Source organism: Burkholderia sp. 22PA0099 (assembly GCF_047497165.1).
Classification (GTDB): Bacteria; Pseudomonadota; Gammaproteobacteria; order Burkholderiales; family Burkholderiaceae; genus Burkholderia.
On sequence record NZ_CP163164.1, the window covers coordinates 2,736,329 to 2,762,443 of the forward strand.

A 26,115-nucleotide genomic window follows, 5' to 3' on the forward strand; every position below is an offset into this window, starting at 1 on the left:
GGGGCGGAGCGCGCCGGATTACCCGGCCGCTTTGGGACGTTTGGGTTTGGCCGCGGCCTTGGCCTGTCGGTTCGCCCGATTGAGTGCGACGGCCTCCCGGATCAACGCGACGAAGGCCGCCTCGTCCACCGCTTCGCCTTCGCGGATGTCGATCGCGCGCCGCACCTTGCCGTCGAGACTCGCGTTGAACAAGCCGGCCGGATCGGCCAGCGCCGCGCCCTGGGCGAACGTCAGCTTGACCACCGCCTTGTAGGATTCGCCGGTGCACAGGATGCCGTCGTGCGACCACACCGGTGTGCCTCTCCATTTCCATTCCTCGATCGCGTCCGGGTCGGCCTGCCGGATCAGCGCGCGCATGCGGGCCAACGCGGCGCCGCGCCAGTCGTCGAGTTCGGCGATGCGGGCGTCGATCAGGGCCGAGGCGTCGGCGTCGTCGCGGCCGACGGCGGAATCCTTCGTCACCATGCCTGCCTCCTCACGCGCGCCCTATCAGATGTACCACTGCGCCGCCACGTCCTGCAGGCGCTGACGCATCACGTCGCTTTCGCGCGCGATCTTGTCGTTGATCGACACGAAGCCCGACAACTGCGCGGGCACCTCGCCGTCGGCCGGAGCACTGACGGCCGGCAGCGGTTGCAGGCGCGCCAGCGTGCCGAATTTCAGCGCGCGGCTCGGCCCGATCAGCAGGCCGTGGATGCGGCGGTTCAGCGGGCGTTGCGCCGTTTGCACGTAGTGGCGGCCGGCCACGTCGCCATCGGCCGGCTGCACGCTCGCCAGCATTTCGAGCGAGCTGATCACGAGCCGCAGCGAGCGCTGGATCGCGTCGAGCTGCGCCATCGTGATGTCGGTTTCCTTCGACACCCACGGCATCAGCGAACGCATCTGCACCAGCAGCGCGTTCAGCGCGGCCATTTCCTTCAGGTGAGCCGTATCGCTGACCGTTTGCGCGCTGACGATCCGCGCATGCACCACCGCGCAGGCGCGCAGCGAATCGGCCAGCTTGTAGCGCCACGAATAGGTGGCGTACAGCGGCAACGCGAACGAGAACGCCAGCGCGATGCCGATCCCGACGATCACGTTCACGGCGCGCCACAGCCCGTCGACGATCTCGTTGTCGCCGTGCCCGGCCACGATCAGGATCGTGATCGCCGACAGCAGCGCGACATAGCCGGCCTTGCCGATCGCGTAATAGGCGCAGAGCCCGCACAGCACGCTCATCACCAGGTACGTGACGATCGAGACATGCAGCGTGGATTGCAGCACGATCAGCGCCAGCCCGGCCACGGCGCCGATGGTGGTGCCGAGCGCGCGCTCGGCCGCCTTCTTGCGGATATTGCCGTGATGCTGGAGCCCGCCGATCACGATCAGCACCGTGATCGACGACCATTCGCCGTGCGGGATATTGAGCCCGGTGGACAATGCGATCGACACCAGCACGCTGAGCGCGACGCGTGCGGCGTGGATCAGCTTGGCGTGCCGGTAGCGGCGATACGGATCGAGCAGCGGGCGGAACAGCGAGCGCAGGGCGGCGGGCAGGCGGAGCGGGGATGCGGTCATGACGGGCAACGGGAAGGCAAGGCGCTCGCGTGGAAATTCGCGATGGGCGCGCCGTGGCTGCCGGCTGCGCGCATCGCACGTCCGGACGATTCTAATGGATCGGCCCGGCCGCGCCTGCCCGTATTAACGCGACGCGCCGCGACAAAAAGAAACGGACGCCGAAGCGTCCGTTTTGCGTCATGCCGGTGACTCGGCGAGCCGGCGCTTGAACGCGTCAGCGCGTCAGCGCACTGAAGCCTTCGAGCAGGCGATCCATGTCGGCCGGCGCGATCGCGCCCATCGTCGACACGCGGAACAGCGAGGCCGACAACCCGCCCTGGCCCGCGTAGATCACGAAGCCGCGCGCCTTGAGGCCGTCGTGCAGCGTTGCGTAGCCGACGCCGGCCGGCAGCGTGTAGGCGCGCAGCACGACCGACGATTCGCCGTCCGGCAGCACCAGCGACATGCCGCGCGCGGCCAGGCCGTCACGCACCTGGTCGGCAAGCGCCTTGTAGCTGGCGTGACGCGCTTGCCAGCCGCCTTCGTCCTCGAACTCGCGCAGCGCCTCGACGAGCGCGTAATACGCGTGCACCGACGGCGTGAACGGCGTGTTGCGCTGCGCCTGCAGCTTGGCGAGCCGGCCGAGATCGAGGTAATAGGTGCGGCTCGCGGCACGCGCCAGCGCCGCGTTGCGCACGATCACGAACGCCGCGCCGGGCACGCCGTGCAGGCACTTGTTGGCGGTGGCGGCCACCGCGTCGGTCACGCCGTCGGCGAAATCGATCGCCTCGGCGCCGAAGCTGCTGACGCCGTCGACCAGCAAGCGCGCGCCATGCTGGCGGCACAGTTCGGCGATCGGGCCGAGCGCGTTCAGGCGGCCGGTGGTGGTTTCGTGATGGATCACGGCCACGTGCGTGATGGCGCGGTCGGCGGCCAGCGCGGCCTCGATGCGGCCGAGGTCCGGCGCTTCCATCCATTCGTGCTTGAGCAGCGTGTGGGCGATCCGGTATTGCTTGGCGATCTGCGCGATGCGATCGCCGTACACGCCGTTCTCGATCACGAGCAGCTTGCCGTCCTCGGGCACCAGCGCTGCGATCATGCTTTCGACGGCGGCGGTGCCGGAGCCCGTCATCAGCACGGCCTGCCATTCGGCCGGGTCGAGATCGTAGGCGGCGACCAGGCGCGTGCGCGCTTCGTCCTGCAGGTCGAAGAACTCGCTTTCGCGATGGCAGAGATCGGTTTGCAGCAGGCTCTGGCGGACGCGCTCGGTCAGCGTGACCGGGCCGGGGTTCAGCAGCAGCATCATTCGGCTCCCGCGCCGATGTGGCGCATCAGACGTTCCTTCACTTCGATCGGCGTCACGGTCGGGCGCGGCAGCCCATCGGGCACGCCGGTGCGGATCTTGACGCAGGCGAAGCGCGCGCCGTCGGCCGGCTCGGCGAACAGCGCGTCGATCGCGCTCAGGTCGCCCTCGCGCGCCGACGCATAGCCGCAGGCGGCGGCCACGGCGGCGAACGACACGCACGGCGAGACGGTGGACTGGCCGCCCGTCGATTCGTGCGCGCCGTTGTCGAGCAGCAGGTGGATCAGGTTCTTCGGGCCGTAGGCGCCGAGCGTGGCGAACGCGCCCATGCGCATCAGCGCGGCGCCGTCGCCGTCGACCGCCACCACGGTGAGGTCCGGGCGCGCCAGCGCGAGGCCGAGCGCGAGCGTCGTCACGCAGCCCATCGAGCCGACCATGTAGAGCTGGTTGGCGCGATCGTCGAGCGCGTACAGCTCGCGCCCGCAGAAGCCGGTGGACGCCAGCACCACGGTCGAATCGAGCGGCGTGCGCGCGATCACGGCCGACAGCGCGTCATGGCGCGAAGGCAACTCGGCGGCGCGGCTCGCGGTCGCAACCGGCACGACGTGCGGGCGCGGCGCGGGCATCGGCGCATCCTTGAGCGGATAGGCGGCCACGCTGCCTTTCTGCATCACGAGCGCGTAGGGCCGGCCGGTTTCGTCCATGTGACGGATCGCACGGTCGAGCGCCGGGCCGATCTGCTCGGCCTCGGTCGGGAACAGCTCCCACGGAATCTCCATGGTGTCGAGCATCTGCGGCGTGATCGGGCCCATCAGCGCGTGCTGCGGCTCGTCGTGCTCGCCGGGCTTGCCGCGCCACGTGACGATCAGCAGTTGCGGCAGCTTGAAGGTCCAGGTCAGCGAGGTCAGCGGGCTGACCGCGTTGCCGAGGCCCGAATTCTGCATCATCGCGATGCTGCGCCGGCCGCCCAGCGTCGCGCCGGCCGCGAGCGCGACGGCGTCGCCCTCGTTGGCCGCCGAGACGTAGTGCAGCGACGGGTCCTGCAGGACGTAATTGATGAACGGCGTCAGATACGAGCAGGGCACACCCGCGTACGAATCGAAACCGCGCGCGCGCGCGGCCTCGACGAACTGGGCTGCCTCGATCATTGGGTGTCCCCGGCCGGGGCGCCGTTCGCGAGCGGCGTCTGGCCGTGCGCGAAATCGCCGGCGCGACGGAATTCGTCGAGGTCGTTCACGCCGCGCCAGTGGCCGTGCACGTACTGCACCGCGATCTTCTCGCCGGCTTCGACGAGCGCGTTCAGCAGCGCCGGGATATCGAGCTGGTCGAAATCGGGGCGCGCCTGCAGCGTGGCCAGCGTGGCCTTCAGGCGTTCGACGCCGGCGCCGCGCACGTTCAGCAGGCCGACCCAGCGGCCGTGCGGCGCGCCGTTGCCGGCGTCGCTCGCCACGCGTTGCAGCCTGACCTTCTGGCCGAACAGGCCGCGGTCGTCGGCCGACGAGCACAGCGCGAAGTCGCGCACGCTCTGGTTGGTCGAATCGGTCAGCGAGGAATCCACCACCACGGTGAATTCGGCGTCGCTTTCGGCCAGATCGCGCACGATGTAGCTGCGGAACAGCAGGTCGCCGTAGGAGACGATCGTGTCGCCCTTGACCTTGCCCAGCGCGCAGGCCAGCGAGCTCAGTTCGCCGGTTTCGGCATGGCGCTCGTTGACCACCAGCTTGATGCCGGCCGTGTCGATCGCGTCGGCGCGATAGCCGCCCACCACCGTGATGTCGTTGACGCCTTCCTTCTTGAAGCCGTCGACGAGCCAGCGCAGCAGCGGCTTGCCGGCGATCGGCAGCATGACCTTCGGCTTGTCTTCGGTCACGGCCTCGAGGCCCTTGCCGCGGCTGGCCGCCAGCACGATGGCCGAGTTCGACGAACGCGACGACGACGACAGGTAGATGCGCTCGGCCGCCGAATATTCGTCGGCGTCCTGCAGGCGGAAGATTTCGTTGACGGTGACCACGCGGTCTTCGACGTTGACGAGCGTTTCGTTCTCGAAGATGTCGCGCGCGGTGGCCTGCATCGCGGCGGCGGACGAGCGGACCAGATGGTTCGCCCAGATCACGGTGCTGATGCCGGCCTGGCGGAACACGTCGGTCGGCGTGCTGTAGTACTTGGTCGGCACGATCACGATCGGCGCGCGGTTGTTCCACTGGCGCGCGAATTCGAGGATCTCGTCCGGACGCGACAGCTTGCTGTGCATCAGGATGGCGTCGGCGCCGGCATCGGCGTAGGCGTGCGCGCGGCGCAGCGCTTCATCCATGCCCCAACCCGCGATCAGCGCTTCGACGCGTGCCACGATCGAGAAATTCGAATCCGTTTGGGAATCCTTGCCGGCCTTGATCTTGCCGGCGAATTCGTCGATCTCGGCGAGCGGCTGGCGTTCGCCGTCGATGAAGCTGTTGGTCTTCGGGAATTGCTTGTCTTCGATGCAGACGCCGGCGATGCCGCGCTGTTCGAGCTTGCGCACGAGGCGGCGCATGTTGTTGAAGTTGCCGTAGCCGGTGTCGCCGTCGAGCAGGATCGGCAGGTCGCTGGCGTCGGCCATGAATTCGAGCACGTCGACCACCTGGGTCCAGCTCGCTTCGTTGTTGTCGCGCACGCCGAGCGCGGCCGAGATCGACAGGCCCGAGCCCCAGATGCCCTTGAAGCCGGCTTCGCGCACGATTCGCGCGGACAGGCCGTTGTGCGCTTCCATCAGGAATTCGAGCTGGTTGCTCGTCAGCATGCGGCGCAGCCGCGCGGCACGGGATTCGGTGAAGTTATTGGGTTCGCGTGCGTTCATCGTGCGGCTCCTACGGTATTGCGCTGAATCAGCGGGAGAACTTCGTCAGCCGCGCGGGCGACGTCGTTGGGGAAATCGATTTCGATCCACGGTGCGCCGGTCACGTCGGCGACATCGAACGGGCGGCCGCCTTCGAGCAGCAGGTCGCGCACGGCTTCCTCGTGGGGCAGGTTGGCCCGGCCCGAATCGATGTAGCCGGCGACGATCTCGGCGAGGCGCTTGGCCGTGCCTTCGCTGAAGCGGAAGAAGCCGACCGATTCGCCGATGGTGTCGTATTGCAGGTCGACGGCGAGTTGCTTGCGCAGTTCGACGGGCACGCCGTCCTTCACGCACAGCTTGACCGGCTCGTCGCCGGCCTCGAAATCGCGGTCGATCAGCAGGCGGTCGACCGATTGCTCGGGGTTCGCGACCAGCGCCTGCATGATGCTGTCGTCGTACAGCACGTCGGCGTCCATCAGCAGCACGTCGCCGCCGCGCGTGAGCGCGTCGGCCGCGGTGTGGACGGTCAGCACGCTGCCGAGATCGAAGCGCGGGTTCAGGACGATTTCGGCTTGGCGACCGAGGCGGGCCAGTTCGGCCTCGACCTTCTCGTGCTGGAAGCCGAGCGCGAGGACGATTTCGGTCACGCCGAGCGATTCGAGCAGACGCAGGTGGCGCTCGAGCAGCGATACGTCGTCGAAGCGCAGCAGGCACTTCGGATACTGCGCTTCGGGAGGCAGTTGCAGGCGCAGGCCGAGGCCTGCGGCCAGGATGATGGCTCGCATTGAATACTCCACGCTATGTAATGGTTACTTGGCCGGATGCGGTCCGGCCGAGGGTTCGCCCGCCAGGCACGGCGCGGGTTGGCCCTAGTCCGCGAGCTGCGGCGCACGGCGCCGCTGCCAGTTTCTTTCGCTGAAATGCAGATACAGAATGCCGGGCAGGCCGAGCGCGAGCTCGCGCGCGCGCTTGGACAGCGACAGCGCGAGCGCCGCATCCGGCGGCAGCCCGACCAGCGGCGCCAGCAGCAGATAGCCGCCTTCCTGCGCGCCGAGCGAACCGGGAATCATGAACGCCGCGCCGCGAATCGCCTGGCCGACGCTTTCGAGCAGCAGCGCATCCACCCAACTGACCGGATGGCCGAGAAAGTGCAGCGCGAGCCACACCTCGCCGGTGCCGAGCAGCCAGCCGCCGAAGCTGTACCAGAACGTGGCGATCACGCGATCGCGCTTGCCGTACAGCTCGCCGACGGCGGAATCGATCGCGTCGGCGCGGGTGGCCAGCGACGGCCAGTCGCGCGGGCCGAGCGCCTTCGACACCATCCGCAGGCCCCGGCCGAACAGGCCGCGCCGCTGCGCCAGATAGAAACCGAACGCGCAGGCGCCGAGCAGGGCGGTGGCGATCAGGGCCGGCGTGCGCAGGTGGGTGGCCGCGGCGCTGTTCGCGCCGAAGCTGAACACGGCGATGCCGCCGAGCGCGAACAGGATCTGCGCGAGCGCCTGCATGGTGGTGCTGACCGTGACGGCCGCCGCCGCGTGCGGCATCGGGATGCCCTTTTGCGACAGGTAGCGCGCCATCAGCACCGGGCCGCCGATCTGGCCGGCCGGCAGCAGGCTGTTGACCGATTCGAGCACCCAGCGCGCCGACAGCATCTCGCGCGTCGACACGCCGGGCGTGCCGCGCGGGAACATCACGGCGATCGCGCGAGCGTCGACCACGAGCGGGATCAGATGGAACGCGGCGACCAGCGCGAGGCCCCAGCCGGCCGTGGCCAGCGTGGAGACGACCGCGCCGAAACCCTGCCAGGACAGCAGGGCGATGAACAATGCCGTCCCGATGGACAGCAGGATGATTCCAGCGCGAGTCATTTCTGTGCGGGGCGGCGCGTGGCGAGCTGCTTGAAGACCTGACGGAAGCCGAAGTACGCGATCGCGTCCTTCATGTTCGAGATGAAGCGCTTCCAGGGGCGCATGCCCGGGTCGGTCACGTATTCGAAGGTCAGCGACACGCGCATTTCGTTCTCGCCCATCGGCGAGATACGGTGGCGCAGCTTGTCGCCGTCGAACAGCACGATGCCGCCGTCGGGGATTTGCGTGGTGCCCGGTTCGTCGGCCACGGCCGGGTTGCGCGTGTGCAGTTCGTAATCGAGGCGGCAGGTCGATTCGTCGATCACGCCGATCAGCAGCGTGTAGCGGCGGCCGTCGTAGTAGGACGTGTCGTAGTGCCAACCGATGTGGTCGCCCGGCTTCGTGTAGTAGTACAGCGCGTAGGCGTGCGGATCGTCGGCGGGCGACACCTGCAGCGTGTCGCCGGTCAGCTTTTCGAGGAATGCGATCAGGGCCGGCGAGCGGTACAGCTCGGCGATGAACGGCGCCTTCTCGTCGATCGTGTGGCGGCTGACGCTGCCGCCCTGCTTGTGGCCGGGCAGGTAGTTCCGGTTGACGTCGGGCAGCAGCGCCCGCGCGAGGTCGGCCAGGCGCCCGGAGGCGTCGGGGGGCAGGAACGATTCGAGATGAATGAACGCGCCCTGGCGGTCGAATTCGCGATGCAGGTGATCGGTATCGAGCGCGGCGGCGGCGCGGGAGACGGCGCCATCGGCGTTGCCTGGGGCGGCGTGGCCGGCAGTCGGGGCGCTGGCGCGCGGTTCGAATCCGGCTTCGGTCTGGGTACTCATGGGATGGTCAGGCCTTCGGGCTGTCGGCCGCCGGCACGGCGCCGCGGCGCACCACGCGCCAGTAATCGATCACGACCCAGGCCGCGAACACGGGCGCGCCGATCGCGGCGGCCAGGACAAAGCGCTCGACACCGTCGAGCAGCGTGACGATGGGCAGCAGATACAGCACGTCTTCGGTTTCGAAGCCGCCGATCGAGGCCTGCTTGGTGCCGGCCTTGCCCGCGAACGATTCGATCCGCATGCGCAGGAAGAAGATCAGCGCCACGGCCGCGCCGGCCAACGTGCCGAGCAGCACCGGCGGCGCGAACATGCGGCCGCCTTGCGCCACCACGCCCGCGCCCATGCAGACGAACAGCGCGATGGTGATCACCGCGTCGCTGGCGAGATCGTAGAAGTGGCCGATCTTGCTGGTCTTGCCGCTGATGCGGGCGAGTTCGCCGTCGGTGTGATCGACGAAATTCGACAGCACGATCAGGAACGCGCCGGCATTGATCCAGCCGAAGCCGCCCTGCGCGAGACAGACGGCACCCGCCAGGCCGATCAGCAGGCGCAGCGTGGTCAGATGATTCGGGGTGACGGGCGTGTCGACGAGCGGCGTGACGAGCCGGCGCGCGAGCCGCGCATCCCACGTGCGGGGAGGCGGCGGCGCGATGAATTTTCTTTGGTCCATCGGCGGAATATATACGGATTTGTAACGATTTGCTTTTTCGCAGGTTCAATTTTGACATGCCGATGTCTGACCTGGGTTTAACCAAAATCAACGGGCCCCCCGGGGCGGCAAAATCGGGCGACAGGATTTGCGGCATTTCGTTTCGTTTCGTGGCGAAACAGAGCGCTGGGGTGAAGCCCGAATCGGCCGGAAAGGCTTGTCGCAGAAGGATATGACGGGGGCATGCGGGTGCGGAGCGCAGGGCCGGCAGCGTGTTTAGCAAGCGGGTCGACCGTTTTGGCGGCGGGACGATCTGTTGCGTGATGGGTACTTTCGCGGCAAATACGCTGTGGCTGAAACGCCGCGGGCCGTCGTATAAAATGCCGAGATTGTTGTTGGCAAGCGAACAAATCACCGAATCTTGCCAGATTGTTCGACGACCGTCTTGGCGGCTGCACGAAGCCGTGCGCCGAAATCCGAGGCCGCGCGGCCCGCGCGCTTGATCGTTCCGTCCGGCCCCGCCACGATGTGCGCGAACCGATTTTTCCCTTCGTCTTTTTCCGGAACCCGATGATGACGCTCAAGCCCCTGCTGGCCTGTTTCCTGTTCGCCGCGAGTGGCGCAACGTTCGCGAAAGCGCCGGATTGCATGGACAGCGCCACCACGCAACTCGACATGAACACCTGTGCCGCGAGCAAGAGCGTGAAATCCGACGCGCAACTGAATCGGACCTACCGCGATCTGCTCGGCCGGCTCGACGCGACGTCCGCCACCAGGCTCAGGGAAGCGCAGCGCCGCTGGGTGGCCTGGCGCGACGCCCAATGCGCGTTCGAGGTGGGCGGCGTGAGTGGCGGCAGCGTGGCGCCGATGGTGCAGGCGCAATGCGTCGACCAACTCACGCAGGCGCAGACCCGGCTGCTCGACAAGCATCTGCATTGCGAGGAGGGCGATGTCAGTTGCGCGAAGTGACGCACGAGCCATCGTTCTTCGCATTTCGGGACATCACTTCGCATTGAAATGCATGCCCGTATGTCGCTGATTTTCAATGCATTTTTCGTTATAACCGAGCGTTTCGCGAGCGTTTACCGTTCCGGTCACACCCCTTGTGATCTGGAGCTGTTTCGATGTGTCCGCTCAGTTGCCGCGCCCTGTGTTCCGTATTGCCTCGCTCGGTCGGCCGTGTGCTGCCGGAGGCGCGGTCATGACGCAGTCGATTCGTCGTGCGGGGGCGCCGCTCGGGACGTCGCCGGCCGAGTCGGCCGGCGAGACGGCCGCCGGCTCGGAGGCAGCGGCCGGTTTGACGCCGCCTCCGGCGCGTGACGGCGCGGCGCGGCCGGTGGTGCACCGGCTCGGGCCGGACGCGCTGGCGTCGTTGCAACGCGCGCGTGGCAAGCCGGCCGAGGCCGAACGGCCGTCGCTGAAGGCGCGGTTGGCCGGGGCGTTGTCGGGACGGCAGTTCGCGGTGACGGCCGGCGTGCCCGGCACCAGCCATACGGTCAATGGGCCGCTGCGCGCGGGCGTGCCGGGGCAGACGCATGCCGGCGTGGCGGGGCCGCCCGGGCCGCTCGGCGCGCCGGTGGCAACGACGCCGGACGCCGATCGCGATCCGGTGCTCGACGACGCGCGCAAGCTGCTGGCGCTAGCCGATGCGATGGCCGGCAGCCTTGACCAGCCGTCGATCACCGTCTACGAACGGCCGCACGAATCGGCCGCGAACCGCGCGGCGAAACGGCTCGTGCCGTGGCTCGCGCCAACGCCGCTGAAGGATATCGCCAGTTTCTCGGCCGGGCGCGGCATGCGGCTGTCGCCGCCCGGCTCGCGCAAGGACCCGGTGCTCGCGCGTGGTCGGCTCGACAACGAACAGCAGGCGCGGCGCTTGTTGCAAGGGCTCGCGCAGCGGCGCACGGCGCTCGACGCGGCGGTGGCCGACGTCGGCGCGGCGCGCGCTGCGGTGGCGGCCAGCGACGCTGCCGTGCTGGCGGCGGCGAGCCGTGCAGCCGATGCGGGAACGGCCGGTGGCCAGGGGGAGGCCGTGGGCGGTTCATCCGGTGCCGATACCGTGCCGAATCCGAATGGGGTGACTGGCCGTTCACCTGGTGCCGGCGATGCTACGCCGACGGTCCACCCGACGGCCCGCTTGGCGTTCAACCTGGCGACCGACCCGACGTCCGGCCCGACGGCCCGCTTGACGTCCAACCTGGCGACCGACCCGACGTCCAACGCGAGGCCCGACCCGACGTCCAGCGCGGCGTCCAAAGCGACGTCCAAAGCGACGTCCAACCCGACAACCCACCCGACCCCCAACCCCGCCCTCGCCGCGCAAGCCGCCGCCCGCACCCGGTTGCGCATCGCCGAACTCGCCGCGCGCGATGCCGGTCACGCGCTGCACGAAGCGATCCACGGCACCGAGCTGCTCGAGCTGGTCAGCCTCGGCCATCTGTCGGATCGCGCCGATCAGACGCACGCGTTCGCGCTGCGCCGGCTCGACGATCTGAAATCGCGCATCTACACGTTGCGCGACGACGTCGGCTCGCGCCGCAAGGAAATCGACATCGCGCTGCGGCTGCATGCCCGGCAGGCCGAAACGCTGGTCACGCTCGGCGACGAGATGAACGACATCGACCTGATCCTCGGCCAGGCGCAGGCGCGCATCGATTCGCTGGGCAAGCAGCAGGCGGCGCTGGCCGACGGCTCGTCCGATTCAGCCGATTCGGTCGAAGCGGGCATCGTCGTGGCGCGGATCTCGGAGCAGATCGGCGCGGCGCGCGGCGTGCTGGCCGAGGCGCAGGCGCAGAAGGCGCGCTGCGAGGCGCGGCTTGGTGAATTCTCCGAGCGGCACGCCGACATCGCCAAGCTGATGCAGGAGCGCTCGCGCGTGGAGGCGCGCTGGCAGGCGGCCGACCGCGCGGTGCCGTCGCTGTTGAAGGCGTCGCTGGTGCTGGCCGAGCAGGGCGAGCAGGCCGATCGCGTCGAGCGCGCCGAAGCGCAGGCGTCGCCCGATGCCGCGCCCGGCTCGACCGGCGCGCAGCGCGAACAGGCCGCGATTGCGGCGGCGCGCGAGGCCCAGGTCGCGCAACTGATCGATGCGGGCAACGTGTACGGCGCCGAGGCGCCGGCCGGGTTGCAGGCGGCGCTGCGCACGCTGGCGGAACGGCTGACGGCGCCCGCGCCGCCGCTGCCGTTGCCGCCGTCGATGACGATCGAGATCGTGACGCGCGCGATGGCCGACACCGGCGTCGAAGCGTCGAACGCCGCGCCGCTGCTCGCGCACCTCGGGCGACAGCCGGCCGCGCACTGGGTGTCGCTGGCGGCCGGTTTGCCGGAACGTGCTGCAACGGCCGGCGCGGCGGCGGCGAGTACGGCAACGGCAAGCGCTGCAACGACCAGCGCTGCAACGACCAGCGCAGCGGCGTCGTCCGATCCGCTCGACCTTGCCGCGCTGGCCGTATGCCGCAAGCTCGCCAGCCTGCCGCGCGGCACGGACCTGCTGCACGCGCTGTCGAGCGAAGGCGCCGCACCGCCCGACGCGGCGCGCTCGCAGGTGTTGCGCGTGTTCTGGAACGCCGACGAGGCACAGCGCGCCGAGGCCGTTTCGCCCGATATCGCCGCATGGCTCCAACAGGCCAAGACGGTCGCGCGCGGTCATCTGGCAGGTGATCCGGCCGAGGCGTTCGACGATGTCGATCACGCCGCGTACAACGCGGTGCGCAACGGCTACCTGAGCAACGCGCCCGGCTCGCCGTATGCGCAGCACGTCGATCGCCTGAACAAGGCGATCACCGAATGGGTGGTGCGCGCGGGCGCGTCGGCGCCGGACGGGGCGGCCGGGGCGCGACCGTCGGCATGGCGGCGCGCGATGCCCAATCTGAACAAGACGCCGTTCCGGCGGCGCGTGCTGAACCAGGCTTATCGCGTCGGCGAGAGCATGGGCATGCAGTCCGCGCGGATTCAGGTCGACCAGCATGTGCGGCAGCGCATCGCGCACCTCGAAGGCACGTTGGCCGCATGCCGCACCCACGGCGGCTCGCCCGAGCTGCGTCGGGCAACCGCGGCGGCGCAGGCAACCGTCGAATACCTGAAGCAGTTGCAGCAGCGCGGGCGGCATCCGTCGCAGATCCGGCTCGACGCCGGCGATCGCACCGGCATCGGGCGAGTGCTCGGCGAGCAGGCGCGGCGCGAGCGCGGCGCGCGCGCCGCGCGCAATGGCGAGCCGAACCGGCTGCGCAAGGCGCAGGCGGTCGACTTGCCCGAGCCGATGCACACGGCCTGCGGCAGTGGCCTGAGCGCCTATGAGGCGATCGACCGGATCGAGACGCATCTGGCCGAGCAACTGCCGGCATCCCTGCGAGCGGAACCCGGCGAGACGGCCGACGACGCCGGCCTCGACGCCGCGCTGCGCCTGCTCAAATCCGAGCGCTTCGCCGACAAGACCGACATCCTCGCGTTCTTTCAGCCGTTCATCGCCAACAGCCGCTTGCGCGACCGCGTGCGCATCGGCGGTGGCGGCACGCTCGGCGTGAACCTGCCGACGCTGCCCTACGGCGCGAGCTCGCCAATCGTCTCGCCGATCTTCACGGCCGAGAAATCGGTGGGCGACGAGGCGTTCGTGCAGATGTTCATGCCGATTCTCGGCATGGAGATGTCGTTCGGCACCGCGCACACGTCGGCGCAGGAGGCCACGGCCGGCGTGGCGGTCGGGCCGCAGGTCGCGCCGGGCGTAGCGCTGCAGGCGGCGTTCACGGCGCGCGCCGCGAGCCAGCGCACCGACACGCATTCGACGGTGGTGCGCTTCCTGCGCAGCCGCCACAAGGACGACGAGATGCGCGCCAACATGGTCAACGCGCTCGACAGCCTGGTGCGCTGGGATCTGATCGAGCCGGCGCGCGGCCGGGCCTATCGCGATCCGCTCGAAGCGGTGTTCGCGCGCAATCCGGCGGTGGTGGTGGCGCAGCTCGATGCCGTGACCCGCACGCAGACGCTGACCGGCCGCCTGTCGGCCCGCTTGCCGTCGGCGCGCTTCAACGATGCGCACGGCGTGGCGCAGACGCTCGGTGCGGATGCCTCGCTGTTCGTCGAAGCCGAACGCACGCGCGACAAACGCTCGGAAACGGGCGGGCAGGTGCGGATCGGCAACGCCAAGGGCGATACGGCGCAGCAGCGCGCCGGCGTCGCGGCCAACCTGAATTTCGCACCGCTGACCAATCAGTCGGTGCCGGTCGGCGAGGGCGGCCGGCACGGCGCGGTGCAGCGCGAATCGGTGCCGATGCAGATCGGCGTGACGCGCGACCTGGCGTGGATCAAGGCGCAGCACGAAATCTCGCCGTTCACGATCGGCGACAAGCAGGACGCCGACCTCGACCGCCATTACGCCACGCCGCGCGAGATGCTGGCCGAGATCGACGGCAATCGCGAGGCCTGGCTGATGCGCTGCATCGAGACGCTCGACGCGGATGCGTCGGGCGAGAAGGACACGCCCGCGAACCGCGAGCGCGCCGCGATCCTGCTCGGCGATTTCGAGCGCGAGATACGCGGGCTCGGCGAGACGAGCCATTACTGCCACTACAACGTCAATTATTCGATGCGAGGCGAGGCGGGCGTGTGGATCGACGGTTACCGCGCGCTGGCCGAACTGGCCGAGCAACGCGGCGATGCGGCCGGCGCGGAGGCCGCGCGGCGCGCGATCGACGAGGTGCTGGCGATGCGCGCGACATGGCGGCCGTTGATGCTGATCGTGCGTGAGCGTGCGCGCGAATCGAGCGTGCTGGGCTGGCGCAGCCTGTTGCGCTGGCAGCGCGTGGCCAATGTGGACGGGCAGCGTACCGCCGCGCAGTTTCCGCCGCCGTGAGCGCGGCGGGGGGCGTCAGCGCGCCTGGCGAGTGGCCGCGATCAGCACCATCATCGGGCGCTCACGCTCCTCGGCCAGCGCCGGTTGGGCGGCGATCTGTTCGGGCGTCGGCCCCCATTCGTCGAGATGATCGAGCGTGAAGCCCGCGCCGATCAACTGGTTCAGCAACGTGCCGAGCGTGCGGTGCTGCTTGACCACGCCCTCGGCCAGCCAATGGGTGACGCGCGGGCCTTCGTTCTGGTAGCCGTCGATGGGCCAGAAGCGCCAGCCGTCGGCGTCGGTGCGAAAGCCCTGGTGGCGCGGCGCGGTCAGGATCGGATGCTCGGTCGAGAACACCAGCCGGCCGCCCGGAACGAGCGCGCGATGGATCGCCGCGAACAGCCCGGCCAGATTCTCCAGATAGTGGAACGCCAACGAGCTGTAGACGAGGTCGAACGCCTCGGCGGGCAGGTCGAGCCGTTCGAGATCGCCGCGCCGGTACGCGACGCTCGTGCCGCGCGTGGAGGCGGTGGCGCGTTCCAGCATGCGCTCGGACACGTCGATCCCGAGCACGCTGGCCGCGCCTTGTTCGGCGGCCCACCGGCAGAACCAGCCGTAGCCGCAACCGAGATCGGCCACGCGCCGGCCGGCCAGTTCGGGCAGCAGCGCGCGCAGCGCCGGCCACTCGGGTGCGCCGTCGAGGCCGTGCTGCGAGCGGTTCAGCTTGGCGTAGTTGGCGAAGAACGACGGATCGTCGTAGATGTTCTGGGTCATCGGGGCGCTCCGGGTTGCGCCGCTGGCCGGTGGACGGGGCGGCGGGATGAGGAGCGTCGATCCTAGCGCGTTACGCGGTCCGTGAGGCGGGGGCACGCGGGGCGGGCTTGCGGTGCCGCAGCGTGCGGCGGGCGGGGTTGCGTGTGCAGCGGTTCTCGTTGCCGCAATCGTGCCGTTATGCGATTCCTGGTGCCTCTGTCGCGGTGGCGAGCGTGGCTGTTGCAGCCGTCGATGCCATGACGGCCGTTACCCGCCACCGCCGTCCCGGCTCATCCCCCCTCCGCTCCCAGCCCGCCCGACGCCCGCAACGCCTCGATCACGATTGCCGTGGCCGGGGTCGGCAGCCGGTCCGAGCGCGTGATCAGGCCGTAGTCGTCCATCTGGCACTGCATCGGCAGCGGCAGGATCTCGACGATCCGGTGCGCCGCGTAGTACTCGGCCACGTCGGCGGCCAGCACGGCGATCATGTCGCTTTCCTCCAGCAGCCGCGTGATGAACAGCAGCGCGGCCGTCTCGACGATCCGCGCGGGCGGCGCCAGGCTGGCGCGCTGGAACATCCGCTCGAAGCGATGACGCAGCACGCTGCCGGCGGGCGGCACCACCCAGGTCAGCTCGCGCACGTCGGCCAGCGTCAGCGCATCGCGGCCGAGCAGCGGGTGGCCGTGCCGCACCACGGCGTGCACCGGTTCGTCGGCCAGCGACGCGTAATGCAGCGGCAGCTTGTCGTGCTCGGCCGAGAGCCGGCCCACCACGATATCGAGCTTGTCGTGCGCGAGACGCTCCAGCAGCACGCTGCTGACCTCGATCTCGACCGAGATCCGCATCGCCGGATGCCGCTGCTTGACCGTCGCGATGGCAGCCGGCAGCAGCCGCACGCCGGGCGAGGTGATGGTGCCGATCGCCACGTGGCCGAGATGGCCGGCCTTCAGCGCGTCGAGTTCTTCCTGCGCCTGTTCGAGGCTGCCGAGCACGGCGCGCGCATGGCGGATCAGCGCGTCGCCGTACAGCGTCGGCCGCACGCCGCGCGGCATGCGATCGAACAGCACCGTCCCCAGCATGTCCTCCAGCTCGCGCAGCAGCTTCGAGGCGCCCGGCTGCGTCATGTTGAGCACGGCGGCCGCGCGGTGGATGTTGCCTTCCTCCGCGAGCGCCACGACCAGCAGCAATTGCCGTGTTTTCAGGCGGGTGCGGATGTACCAGGGGTTCGCGTCGACCATCGTTTCGGTGTTTACGAGGATATAAAAACAGGTATCGGAGACATCCGATAATTCATTAGTAGGTTATCAAGCTTCTCTCTAGACTGCTCGCAAATCCCGCTACCCCACGACGAGCATGACGGCAACCAAACCCAAGCTGCGGTCCCACCACTGGTTCGGCACCAACGACAAGAACGGCTTCATGTATCGGAGCTGGATGAAGAACCAGGGCATCCCCGATCACGAGTTCGACGGCCGGCCGATCATCGGCATCTGCAATACGTGGTCCGAACTGACGCCGTGCAACGCGCACTTCCGCAAGATCGCCGAGCACGTCAAGCGCGGCATCTACGAGGCGGGCGGCTTCCCGGTGGAATTCCCGGTGTTCTCGAACGGCGAATCGAACCTGCGGCCGAGCGCGATGCTCACCCGCAACCTGGCCAGCATGGACGTGGAAGAGGCGATCCGCGGCAACCCGATCGACGCCGTGGTGCTGCTGGCCGGCTGCGACAAGACCACCCCGGCGCTGCTGATGGGCGCGGCCAGTTGCGATGTGCCGGCCATCGTGGTCAGCGGCGGGCCGATGCTGAACGGCAAGCTCGAAGGCAAGGACATCGGCTCGGGCACGGCCGTCTGGCGGCTGCACGAGGCGCTGAAGGCCGGCGAGATCGATCTGCATCATTTCCTGTCGGCCGAGGCGGGCATGTCGCGCTCCGCCGGCACCTGCAACACGATGGGCACCGCGTCCACCATGGCCTGCATGGCCGAGGCGCTCGGCGTGGCGCTGCCGCACAACGCGGCGATTCCCGCCGTGGACGCGCGCCGCTACGTGCTCGCGCACCTGTCGGGCAGCCGCATCGTGCAGATGGCGCTCGACGACCTGAAGCTCTCGAAGATCCTCACGCGCGCCGCGTTCGAGAACGCGATCCGCACCAACGCCGCGATCGGCGGCTCGACCAACGCGGTGATCCACCTGAAGGCGATCGCGGGCCGCATCGGCGTGCCGCTCGAACTGGAAGACTGGATGCGGATCGGCCGCGGCACGCCGACGGTGGTGGACCTGCAGCCGTCGGGCCGCTTCCTGATGGAGGAGTTCTATTACGCGGGCGGGTTGCCGGCCGTGCTGCGCCGGCTCGGCGAGGCGAAGCTGCTGCCGCACCCGGACGCGCTGACGGTCAACGGCAAATCGCTGTGGGACAACGTGCGCGAGGCGCCCAACTACGACGAGGAAGTGATCCGCCCGCTCGACCGGCCGCTGATCGCCGACGGCGGGATCTGCATCCTGCGCGGCAATCTCGCGCCGCGCGGCGCGGTGCTCAAGCCGTCGGCGGCGTCGCCCGAGCTGCTTCGACATCGCGGCCGCGCGGTGGTGTTCGAGAACTTCGACCACTACAAGGCGACCATCGGCGACGAAGCGCTCGAGGTCGACAAGGATTCCATCCTCGTCATGAAGAATTGCGGCCCGCGCGGTTACCCGGGCATGGCCGAGGTCGGCAACATGGGCCTGCCGCCCAAGCTGCTGCGCCAGGGCGTCAAGGACATGGTGCGGATCTCGGACGCGCGCATGAGCGGTACCGCCTACGGCACGGTGGTGCTGCACGTCGCGCCCGAAGCGGCGGCGGGCGGCCCGCTGGCGGCCGTGCGCAACGGCGACTGGATCGAACTCGACTGCGAGGCGGGACGGCTGCATCTGGATATCAGCGACGAGGAATTGCAGCGCCGCCTGAGCGACGTCGATCCGGCCGCCGCGCCGGGCGTGGCCGAGCAGCAGGGGCGCGGCGGCTATGCCCGGCTCTATGTCGATCACGTGCTGCAGGCCGACGAAGGCTGCGACCTCGATTTCCTGGTCGGCATGCGCGGGGCCGAGGTGCCGCGCCACTCGCATTGACGTAACGGTGGGGCCGGCTGTGTCGGGCGGCCTGTGATGGTCGGGGCCGCCAAGATTCGGTAGCAGAACGGCGTGGCACGACGCGCCGGGCGGGCCCGTAATGGTTGGTCCGCCACGGCCGGGCAGCAGGGCGGCGGGGCAGGGTCTGGCACGACAGCACGACAGCACGACAAAACAGCACCGACGGCCGGCCAACCGACCGCACGAAGGCAGAGCCGGGAGCGGCAGGCGCCGCCGATCGGCGCCCGACGAGATCCGCGCGCACGACGCGACGCGGGCCAATGACATGGTGGAAGGAGACGCAATGAGCAATTCGCAGGCAGTGCGCCCCGGCGAGGCCGGCCCGCACGCGCAGGATTCGGCGGCCAACGCCGAGGCAACCCGCATCGTCGGCCATATCGCGCGCCGGCTGGTGCCGTTCCTCGCGCTGATCTATGTAGTGGCCTATGTCGATCGCACCGTGGTGGGCTTCGCGAAGCTGCACATGAACGCTGCGATCGGCCTGAGCGATGCCGCCTACGGCCTCGGCGCGGGCCTGTTCTTCATCGGCTATTTCCTGTGCGAGGTGCCGAGCAACCTGGCGCTGACGCGCTTCGGCGCGCGCGTCTGGTTCGCCCGCATCCTGTTCACCTGGGGCGCGATCACGATGGCGATGGCGTTCGTCAGCGGCCCGCGCAGCTTCTACGTGCTGCGCTTCCTGCTCGGCGCGGCCGAGGCGGGGCTGTACCCCGGCATTCTCTATTTCCTCACGCAGTGGTTCCCGATGCGTCATCGCGCCCGCGTGATCGGCTTGCTGGTGCTGGCGCAGCCGATCGCGGGCATCGTCACCGGGCCGGTGGCCGGCGCGCTGCTGGAAACCCACGGCTTTTTCGGCCTCGCCAACTGGCAGGTGCTGTTCGTGTTGAGCGGGCTGCCGGCCGTGCTGTTGTGCCTGCCGACGCTGCGCCTGCTGCCCGATTCGCCGGCGCAGGCGCGCTGGCTCGATGCCGACGAGCGCCGCTGGATCGAACAGGCGCTCGCGGCCGATCGCCGTGAATATGGTCTCGAACCGGGCGCCGACGGCAGGGCCGCCGCCGCCGCGTCGCACGGCAGCCCGTTCTCGGCGCTCAAGGACCCGCGCGTGCTGCTGCTCGCCGTGCTGTTCCTGCCGTTCCCGTTGTGCATCTACGGCCTGTCGTTGTGGCTGCCCACCATCATCAAGGCGTTCGGCGTGGGCGACGCCACGGCGGGCCTGCTGTCGGCCGTGCCGTATCTGTTCGCGGTGGCCGGGCTGCTGATCGTGCCGCGCCACTCGGATCGCCGCCGCGAGCGGCACTGGCACATCGTCGTGGTGTCGGCGTTCGCCGCGCTGACGCTGGCGGCCAGCGCCTGGTTCCGCGCGCCCGTGCTGCAACTGCTGTTCATCAGCCTGACCGCGTTCTCGATCTATTCGATCCAGGCGGTGGTGTGGGCGTTGCCCGGCGAATTCCTGAGCGGCGCGCGCGCCGCGGTGGGGATCGCCACGATCAACTCGCTGGCCAACCTCGGCGGCTATTTCGGCCCGTGGGGCGTCGGCGTGATCAAGGACGCAACCGGCAGCCTCGCGGCCGGCCTGTATTTCCTCGCGGCGACGCTGCTGGTCGCGGTGCTGGCGGCCTTCGCGGTGCGCGCCGCGCTGCGGCCACGCGCGGACGGCGGGCACGCGGCCTATGCCCGCGAATCCTGAGCGCGGCGAGGTCGTCGGCCATCGCAAGCTGCAAGCTGCAAGCTGCCCGAAGCCCGAAGCCCGAAGCCCGAGGCCAGCCGCACATAGCCAGCCGCCAGCCGTACGTTTGAACCTGAACCCGAACCCGACTCCGAAGCAGGAACGAAGCTCATGACCTCGAACCCGACGCCCCGCTACCGCGGCGTGTTTCCCGTGGTACCGACCACCTTCACCGAAACCGGCGAACTCGATCTGCCCAGCCAGAAGCGCGCCCTCGATTTCATGATCGACGCCGGCTCGGACGGGCTGTGCATCCTCGCGAACTTCTCCGAGCAGTTCTCGCTGTCCGACGACGAGCGCGAGACGCTCACGCGCACCGTGCTCGACCACGTGGCCGGCCGCGTGCCGGTGATCGTCACCACCACGCACTACGGCACGCGGCTGTGCGCGGCGCGCAGCCGGCGCGCGCAGGAGCAGGGCGCGGCGATGGTCATGATCATGCCGCCGTATCACGGCGCGACGTTTCGCGTGCCGGAGGCGCAGATCGTCGAGTTCTACGCGCGCGTGTCCGATGCGATCGAGATCCCGATCATGATCCAGGACGCGCCCGCCAGCGGCACCGTGCTGTCCGCCCCGCTGCTGGCGCGCATGGCGCGCGAGATCGAGCAGGTGTCGTATTTCAAGATCGAGACGCCGGGCGCGGCCAACAAGCTGCGCGAATTGATCCGGCTCGCCGGCGACGTGGCCGAAGGCCCGTGGGACGGCGAGGAGGGCATCACGCTGCTGGCCGACCTGAATGCCGGCGCGACCGGCGCGATGACGGGCGGCGGCTTCCCCGACGGCATTCGCACCATCGTCGACGCGCATCGCGCGGGCCAGCTCGACGCCGCGTTCGACGCCTATCAGCGCTGGCTGCCGCTGATCAACCACGAGAACCGCCAGGCCGGGCTGCTGGCCTGCAAGGCGCTGATGAAGGAAGGCGGCGTGATCGACTGCGACCTGCCGCGCCATCCGCTGCCGGCCATGCATCCCGAGACGCGCGCCGAACTGATCGCGATCGCGCGCCGGCTCGATCCGCTCGTGCTGCGCTGGGGCAAATGACGCCGATGAATCCGCCCGTCACCACCCTCGGCATCGTCGGCGTCGGCAAGATCGCGCGCGACCAGCACCTGCCGGCCATCGCCGGCCACCCCGGCTTCGCGCTCGCCGCTGCCGCGAGCCGCAACGCGCAGGTCCACGGCGTGCGCAACTACCCCGACATCGACGCCTTGCTGGCCGCCGAGCCGGCGCTCGACGCGGTGTCGCTGTGCGCGCCGCCGCAGGTGCGCTACGCGCAGGCGCGCGCCGCGCTGCTGGCCGGCAAGCACGTGATGCTCGAAAAGCCGCCCGGCGCGAGCCTCAGCGAGGTCGAGGCGCTGCGTGTGCTGGCGCGCCAGCAGGGCCGCACGCTGTTCGCGACCTGGCATTCGCGCTGCGCGAGCGCCGTAGAACCGGCCCGCGAATGGCTGGCCGGCCGCACCGTGCGCGCGGTGCGGGTGCGCTGGAAGGAAGACGTACGGCGCTGGCACCCGGGCCAGCGGTGGATCTGGGAGCCGGGCGGCCTCGGCGTGTTCGATCCGGGCATCAACGCGCTGTCGATCGTCACGCGAATCCTGCCGCACGAGGTGGCGCTGCGTGCCGCCACGCTGCGGGTGCCGGCCGATTGCGCCACGCCGATCACGGCCGAACTCGACGGCGTGGACGCCATGGGCGCGCCTGTACATGCCGAATTCGACTGGCGGCACGGCCCCGTCGAGCAATGGGAGATCGACGTCGATACCGACGACGGCCCGCTCCGCCTGGCCGAAGGCGGCAAGCGCCTGACGATCGGCGGCGCGCCGGTCGCGCTCGGCCCCGAACGCGAATACGCGGCGCTCTACGACCGCTTCCACTGGCTGATCGCGCACGGCGCCGACGACGTCGATACCAGCCCGCTTCGCCTGGTGGCCGATGCGTTCCTGCTGGGACGGCAGATCGCCGTCGAGCCGTTCGGCCATTGATCGAGACAGTTCCGATAACGAGACCCATACCGGCAACCGCCGACAACAGAGAGAGGAGACACCGAATGACCCGCTTCACCGACACCCGCCGCATGACCTTCCGCGCCGTACTGGCCGGCCTGTGCCTCGCGTCGTTCGGCGCCGCGCTGCCGGCCTCGGCCGACGCGCCCGCCAAGATCGGCTTCCTCGTGAAGATGCCCGAGCAGGCCTGGTTCATCAACGAACAGAAGGCCGCCACCGCGCTCGGCAAGAAGGAGAATTTCTCGGTCGTCAACATCGGCACGCCGGACGGCGAGAAGGTGCTGGCGGCGATCGACAACCTCGGCGCGCAAGGCGCGCAGGGCTTCGTGATCTGCGCGCCCGACGTGCGCCTCGGCCCGGCGATCCAGGCTCGCGCCAAGCACTACAACATGAAGTTCGTGACGGTGGACGACCAACTGGTGGATTCGTCGGGCAAGCCGCTCGCGGGCGTGCCGCACCTCGGCATGTCGGCGTTCAAGATCGGCAATCAGGTCGGCCAGGCGCTCGCCGACGAGATGAAGAAGCGCGGCTGGAAGCCCGAGGAAGTGGGCGCGCTGCGCATCACCGATTACGAGCTGCCCACCGCCAAGCTGCGCACCGACGGCGCCACGCAATCGCTGCTGGCAAGCGGCTTCAAGAAGGACAACATCTTCGACGCGCCGCAAAAGACCACCGACGACGAAGGCGGCTTCAACGCCGCTTCGCCGGTGCTGGCCCAGCATCCGACGATCAAGAAATGGGTGATCTTCGCGCTCAACGAGGAAAGCGTGCTGGGCGCGGTGCGCGCCACCGAGCAACTGCATCTGCCGTCGTCGGACGTGATCGGCGTGGGCATCAACGGCGCGGGCGAGGCGTTCGCGGAGTTCCAGAAGAAGCAGCCGACGGGCTTCTACGGCACGATCGCCGTCAGCTCGACCAACCACGGCAAGGACAGCGCGCAGAACCTGATCGACTGGGTCCGCAGCGGCAAGCAGCCGCCGGCCGACACGCAAACGACCGGCAAGCTGATGACGCGCGAGAACTGGCTGGCGGTGCGCGCCGAGCTGGGCATCTGAGCCGGCACGGCGCAGCGGGAGACCCGATCCGATGAACGATCCGACCCACGAAACCACGGCCGTCGCGGCCGATGCCTATCTCGAACTGGCCGGCGTCAGCATGAGCTTTCCGGGCGTGCGCGCGCTCGACGGCGTGTCGCTCGCGGTGCGCGCGGGCGAGGTGCACGGGCTGATGGGCGAGAACGGCGCGGGCAAATCGACGCTGCTCAAGGTACTGTCGGGCGTAAACCAGCCGCAGGAGGGCAGCCTGCGGCTCGACGGCGTCGAGCAGCGCTTCGCGACCACCCGCGCGGCGATCGACGCGGGCGTCGCGATCATCTACCAGGAGCTGCATCTGGTGCCCGAGCTGACGGTGGCCGACAACCTGATGCTCGGCCAGTTGCCGAACCGGCTCGGCGTGCTGGACGAGCGCACGCTGGTGCGCCGCGCGATGGCGGAGCTGCAGCGGCTGGGCGAGCGGATCGATCCGCGCACGCCGGTCAAGGAACTGTCGATCGGCCAGCGCCAGATGATCGAGATCGGCAAGGCGCTGATGCGCGACGCGCGCGTGATCGCGTTCGACGAGCCCACCAGTTCGCTGTCGGCGCGCGAGACGGAGAACCTGTTTCGGATCATCCGTGCGTTGCGCGCCGAGGGCCGCGCGATCATCTACGTCACGCACCGGATGGACGAGGTGTATGCGCTGTGCGATCGCGTCACGGTGTTTCGCGACGGCCGGCGCATCGAGACGTTCGAATCGGTGGCCGAGCTCGATCGCAACCGGCTGATTTCGGCGATGGTCGGGCGCTCGATCGCCGACGTGTACGGCTACCGGCCGCGCGCGGCCGGCGAGGTGCTGATCGAGGCGAAGGGGTTGATGGGCCCGGGGCTGGCCGAGCCGGTGTCGTTCGCGGCGCGGCGTGGCGAGATCGTCGGCTTCTTCGGGCTGGTGGGCGCGGGCCGCTCCGAGCTGATGAAGCTGATCTACGGCGCGGTGCGCGCGAGCGCGGGCCATGTCGAACTGGCCGGCAAGCCGGTGCGCTTCGCCAGCCCGCGCGACGCGGTGCGCGCCGGCGTGGCGCTGTGCCCGGAGGATCGCAAGCAGGAGGGCATCGTCGCGATCGCGTCGGTGGCCGACAACCTCAACATCAGCGCGCGCCGCCATTTCAGCCCGGCGCGCTTCCTGCTCGACGAGAAGCGCGAGCGCGCGCTGGCGCACGACTACATCCAGAAGCTGGCGATCAAGACGCGCAACGGCGACACCCCGATCGGCACGCTGTCGGGCGGCAATCAGCAGAAGGTAATCCTGTCGCGCTGGCTGGCCGAGCAGATCGAGGTGTTCCTGATGGATGAGCCCACGCGCGGCATCGACGTGGGCGCGCGCGCCGAGATCTACCACCTGCTGTACGGGCTGGCCGAGGCGGGGCGCGCGGTGCTGATGGTGTCGAGCGATCTGGCCGAGGTGATCGGCGTGGCCGACCGCATCGTGGTGATGCGCGAGGGGCGCATCGCCGGGGTGGTGGCGAAGGCCGACGCCTCGCCCGATGAACTGATCAAGCTGGCGCTGCCGCGCTGAATTCCGGGCGCCGGCCCGCGCTTGCGCGCGCCGCGCCGCCCGGCCGAACCGATGGACGAGAGATGAACCGAGCCATGCAGAAAAGTACCCCCAGCCTCAACGACGCCGCCGCCCCCATCACGCCCTCGCGGGCGCGCGCCTGGGACATGATCAACAAGTCGGGCATCGTGGTGGTGTTCGTCGTGCTGTTCGCGGTGCTGTCCGCGACGGTGCCCGACTTCCTGACGGTCCGCAATATCCAGGGCCTGCTGTTGTCGGTCACGCTGATCGGCTCGATCGCCGTGACCATGATGTTCGTGCTGGCGCTCGGCGAGGTGGACCTGTCGGTCGCCTCGATCGTGGCGTTCTCGGGCGTGGTGGCCTCCACCGTGATCACCGCCACGCACAGCGTGGTGATCGGCGTGGCGGCCGGCATCCTGGCCGGCGGCGCGGTCGGCCTGGTGAACGGCGTGCTGATCGCGCGGTTCCGCATCAATTCGCTGATCGCCACGCTGGCGATGATGGAGGCGGTGCGCGGGCTGGCGTTCCTGACCTCGAACGGCGATGCCGTGATGATCTCCGAGGAGCGCTTCTTCGAGCTGGGCGGCGGCGCGTTCCTCGGCATTTCGTATCCGATCTGGAGCAATATCGTCGGCTTCGTGGTGTTCGGCTTCCTGCTCAAAAAGACGGTGTTCGGCAAGAACGTGCTGGCCGTGGGCGGCAACAGCGAGGCGGCGCTGCTCGCGGGCCTGCCGGTCACGCGCATCAAGATCGCGGTGTTCGTGCTGCAGGGCCTCGTGACCGGTTTCGCGGGCGTGATGCTGGCCTCGCGGATGAGCCTCGGCGACCCGAAAACCTCGGTCGGCCTCGAACTGGGCGTGATTTCGGCCTGCGTGCTTGGCGGGGTGTCGCTGACGGGCGGCGTGGCCACCATCGCGGGCGTGCTGGTGGGCGTGCTGATCATGGGCGCGGTGCAGGACGCGATGAGCCTGATGAACGTGCCGACCTTCTATCAGTACCTGATCCGCGGCGGCATCCTGCTGCTGGCGGTGCTGTTCGACCAGTTCCGGCGCAGCAAGCGGGCGGTGTGAGTCAGTGCGAGATGGGGGCAGGCCGGGCGCGGGCG

General features: G+C 69.4%; 20 protein-coding genes. 9 read left to right on the forward strand and 11 right to left on the reverse strand.

Annotated elements, in window-relative coordinates:
- Positions 1–18: 18 nt before the first annotated feature.
- The 9 genes from AB4851_RS12195 to AB4851_RS12235 form a co-directional block, all read right to left on the reverse strand.
- On the reverse strand, positions 19–465 hold the full coding sequence (locus AB4851_RS12195; protein WP_414447409.1) for a DUF1801 domain-containing protein: 447 nt from the start codon (positions 463–465) through the stop codon (positions 19–21).
- 24 nt (positions 466–489) lie between these two features.
- Positions 490–1,557: an FUSC family protein gene (locus AB4851_RS12200; protein ID WP_414447410.1), complete on the reverse strand. Its 1,068-nt coding sequence runs from the start codon at positions 1,555–1,557 to the stop codon at positions 490–492.
- A 214-nt stretch (positions 1,558–1,771) separates the two neighbouring features.
- On the reverse strand, positions 1,772–2,839 hold the full coding sequence (locus AB4851_RS12205; RefSeq protein WP_414449179.1) for a 2-aminoethylphosphonate aminotransferase: 1,068 nt from the start codon (positions 2,837–2,839) through the stop codon (positions 1,772–1,774).
- The gene (aepY, locus tag AB4851_RS12210) at positions 2,839–3,987 is read right to left on the reverse strand and encodes a phosphonopyruvate decarboxylase (RefSeq protein WP_414447411.1); all 1,149 of its coding nucleotides are present in this window, start codon (positions 3,985–3,987) and stop codon (positions 2,839–2,841) included. The genes AB4851_RS12205 and aepY overlap by 1 nt, the downstream gene beginning before the upstream one ends.
- A complete protein-coding gene (gene aepX / locus AB4851_RS12215; RefSeq protein ID WP_414447412.1) occupies positions 3,984–5,672 on the reverse strand; it encodes a phosphoenolpyruvate mutase in 1,689 nt (562 codons plus the stop codon). Before aepX ends, aepY begins: the two co-directional genes overlap by 4 nt.
- Positions 5,669–6,436 (reverse strand): NTP transferase domain-containing protein, encoded by a 768-nt coding sequence (locus tag AB4851_RS12220; protein ID WP_414439397.1) that lies wholly within the window; start codon positions 6,434–6,436, stop codon positions 5,669–5,671. Before AB4851_RS12220 ends, aepX begins: the two co-directional genes overlap by 4 nt.
- A gap of 84 nt (positions 6,437–6,520) precedes the next feature.
- On the reverse strand, positions 6,521–7,519 hold the full coding sequence (locus tag AB4851_RS12225; protein WP_414439396.1) for an HpnL family protein: 999 nt from the start codon (positions 7,517–7,519) through the stop codon (positions 6,521–6,523).
- On the reverse strand, positions 7,516–8,325 hold the full coding sequence (locus AB4851_RS12230; RefSeq protein WP_414447413.1) for a 2OG-Fe(II) oxygenase: 810 nt from the start codon (positions 8,323–8,325) through the stop codon (positions 7,516–7,518). The genes AB4851_RS12225 and AB4851_RS12230 overlap by 4 nt, the downstream gene beginning before the upstream one ends.
- Positions 8,326–8,332: 7 nt before the next feature.
- Positions 8,333–8,995 carry a CDP-alcohol phosphatidyltransferase family protein gene (locus tag AB4851_RS12235; protein WP_414447414.1) on the reverse strand — a complete coding sequence of 221 codons (663 nt, stop codon included), beginning with the start codon at positions 8,993–8,995 and terminating at the stop codon, positions 8,333–8,335.
- 549 nt (positions 8,996–9,544) lie between these two features.
- Here AB4851_RS12235 and AB4851_RS12240 point away from each other — a divergent pair.
- Positions 9,545–9,943, forward strand: a complete 399-nt coding sequence (locus AB4851_RS12240; protein ID WP_414447415.1) for a lysozyme inhibitor LprI family protein — start codon at positions 9,545–9,547, stop codon at positions 9,941–9,943.
- Between the two features lie 232 nt (positions 9,944–10,175).
- Complete coding sequence (locus AB4851_RS12245; protein WP_414447416.1) at positions 10,176–14,819, forward strand: hypothetical protein; 4,644 nt, start codon at positions 10,176–10,178, stop codon at positions 14,817–14,819.
- Between the two features lie 15 nt (positions 14,820–14,834).
- Here the strand turns inward: AB4851_RS12245 and AB4851_RS12250 are convergent, their stop codons facing one another.
- Positions 14,835–15,572 carry a class I SAM-dependent methyltransferase gene (locus AB4851_RS12250; RefSeq protein WP_414447417.1) on the reverse strand — a complete coding sequence of 246 codons (738 nt, stop codon included), beginning with the start codon at positions 15,570–15,572 and terminating at the stop codon, positions 14,835–14,837.
- Positions 15,573–15,841: 269 nt separating this feature from the next.
- A complete protein-coding gene (locus AB4851_RS12255) occupies positions 15,842–16,789 on the reverse strand; it encodes a LysR substrate-binding domain-containing protein (protein WP_414447418.1) in 948 nt (315 codons plus the stop codon).
- Between the two features lie 115 nt (positions 16,790–16,904).
- Here AB4851_RS12255 and AB4851_RS12260 point away from each other — a divergent pair, with 115 nt between their 5' ends.
- The 7 genes from AB4851_RS12260 to araH all read left to right on the forward strand — a co-directional run bounded on the left by AB4851_RS12260 (position 16,905) and on the right by araH (position 26,080).
- Positions 16,905–18,656 (forward strand): IlvD/Edd family dehydratase, encoded by a 1,752-nt coding sequence (locus AB4851_RS12260; RefSeq protein WP_414439388.1) that lies wholly within the window; start codon positions 16,905–16,907, stop codon positions 18,654–18,656.
- Between the two features lie 304 nt (positions 18,657–18,960).
- Positions 18,961–20,361 (forward strand): MFS transporter, encoded by a 1,401-nt coding sequence (locus AB4851_RS12265; RefSeq protein ID WP_414447419.1) that lies wholly within the window; start codon positions 18,961–18,963, stop codon positions 20,359–20,361.
- 150 nt (positions 20,362–20,511) lie between these two features.
- Positions 20,512–21,441 carry a dihydrodipicolinate synthase family protein gene (locus AB4851_RS12270; RefSeq protein ID WP_414447420.1) on the forward strand — a complete coding sequence of 310 codons (930 nt, stop codon included), beginning with the start codon at positions 20,512–20,514 and terminating at the stop codon, positions 21,439–21,441.
- Between the two features lie 5 nt (positions 21,442–21,446).
- Entirely contained in the window at positions 21,447–22,379 is a 933-nt protein-coding gene (locus tag AB4851_RS12275; protein WP_414447421.1) for a Gfo/Idh/MocA family protein, read from the forward strand.
- 65 nt (positions 22,380–22,444) lie between these two features.
- Positions 22,445–23,455: an arabinose ABC transporter substrate-binding protein gene (locus AB4851_RS12280; protein ID WP_414447422.1), complete on the forward strand. Its 1,011-nt coding sequence runs from the start codon at positions 22,445–22,447 to the stop codon at positions 23,453–23,455.
- Positions 23,456–23,486: 31 nt separating this feature from the next.
- Positions 23,487–25,010: an L-arabinose ABC transporter ATP-binding protein AraG gene (araG, locus tag AB4851_RS12285; protein WP_414447423.1), complete on the forward strand. Its 1,524-nt coding sequence runs from the start codon at positions 23,487–23,489 to the stop codon at positions 25,008–25,010.
- 62 nt (positions 25,011–25,072) lie between these two features.
- On the forward strand, positions 25,073–26,080 hold the full coding sequence (araH, locus tag AB4851_RS12290; RefSeq protein ID WP_414439382.1) for an L-arabinose ABC transporter permease AraH: 1,008 nt from the start codon (positions 25,073–25,075) through the stop codon (positions 26,078–26,080).
- The last annotated feature ends 35 nt before the right edge of the window (positions 26,081–26,115 follow it).

Bases quoted from the DNA above. Each gene is read 5' to 3' on its own strand.
- AB4851_RS12195 (WP_414447409.1), bottom strand. From the start codon at position 465: ATGGTGACGAAGGATTCCGCCGTCGGCCGCGACGACGCCGACGCCTCG.
- AB4851_RS12200 (WP_414447410.1), bottom strand. From the start codon at position 1,557: ATGACCGCATCCCCGCTCCGCCTGCCCGCCGCCCTGCGCTCGCTGTTC.
- AB4851_RS12205 (WP_414449179.1), bottom strand. From the start codon at position 2,839: ATGCTGCTGCTGAACCCCGGCCCGGTCACGCTGACCGAGCGCGTCCGC.
- aepY (WP_414447411.1), bottom strand. From the start codon at position 3,987: ATGATCGAGGCAGCCCAGTTCGTCGAGGCCGCGCGCGCGCGCGGTTTC.
- aepX (WP_414447412.1), bottom strand. From the start codon at position 5,672: ATGAACGCACGCGAACCCAATAACTTCACCGAATCCCGTGCCGCGCGG.
- AB4851_RS12220 (WP_414439397.1), bottom strand. From the start codon at position 6,436: ATGCGAGCCATCATCCTGGCCGCAGGCCTCGGCCTGCGCCTGCAACTG.
- AB4851_RS12225 (WP_414439396.1), bottom strand. From the start codon at position 7,519: ATGACTCGCGCTGGAATCATCCTGCTGTCCATCGGGACGGCATTGTTC.
- AB4851_RS12230 (WP_414447413.1), bottom strand. From the start codon at position 8,325: ATGAGTACCCAGACCGAAGCCGGATTCGAACCGCGCGCCAGCGCCCCG.
- AB4851_RS12235 (WP_414447414.1), bottom strand. From the start codon at position 8,995: ATGGACCAAAGAAAATTCATCGCGCCGCCGCCTCCCCGCACGTGGGAT.
- AB4851_RS12240 (WP_414447415.1), top strand. From the start codon at position 9,545: ATGATGACGCTCAAGCCCCTGCTGGCCTGTTTCCTGTTCGCCGCGAGT.
- AB4851_RS12245 (WP_414447416.1), top strand. From the start codon at position 10,176: ATGACGCAGTCGATTCGTCGTGCGGGGGCGCCGCTCGGGACGTCGCCG.
- AB4851_RS12250 (WP_414447417.1), bottom strand. From the start codon at position 15,572: ATGACCCAGAACATCTACGACGATCCGTCGTTCTTCGCCAACTACGCC.
- AB4851_RS12255 (WP_414447418.1), bottom strand. From the start codon at position 16,789: ATGGTCGACGCGAACCCCTGGTACATCCGCACCCGCCTGAAAACACGG.
- AB4851_RS12260 (WP_414439388.1), top strand. From the start codon at position 16,905: ATGACGGCAACCAAACCCAAGCTGCGGTCCCACCACTGGTTCGGCACC.
- AB4851_RS12265 (WP_414447419.1), top strand. From the start codon at position 18,961: ATGAGCAATTCGCAGGCAGTGCGCCCCGGCGAGGCCGGCCCGCACGCG.
- AB4851_RS12270 (WP_414447420.1), top strand. From the start codon at position 20,512: ATGACCTCGAACCCGACGCCCCGCTACCGCGGCGTGTTTCCCGTGGTA.
- AB4851_RS12275 (WP_414447421.1), top strand. From the start codon at position 21,447: ATGAATCCGCCCGTCACCACCCTCGGCATCGTCGGCGTCGGCAAGATC.
- AB4851_RS12280 (WP_414447422.1), top strand. From the start codon at position 22,445: ATGACCCGCTTCACCGACACCCGCCGCATGACCTTCCGCGCCGTACTG.
- araG (WP_414447423.1), top strand. From the start codon at position 23,487: ATGAACGATCCGACCCACGAAACCACGGCCGTCGCGGCCGATGCCTAT.
- araH (WP_414439382.1), top strand. From the start codon at position 25,073: ATGAACCGAGCCATGCAGAAAAGTACCCCCAGCCTCAACGACGCCGCC.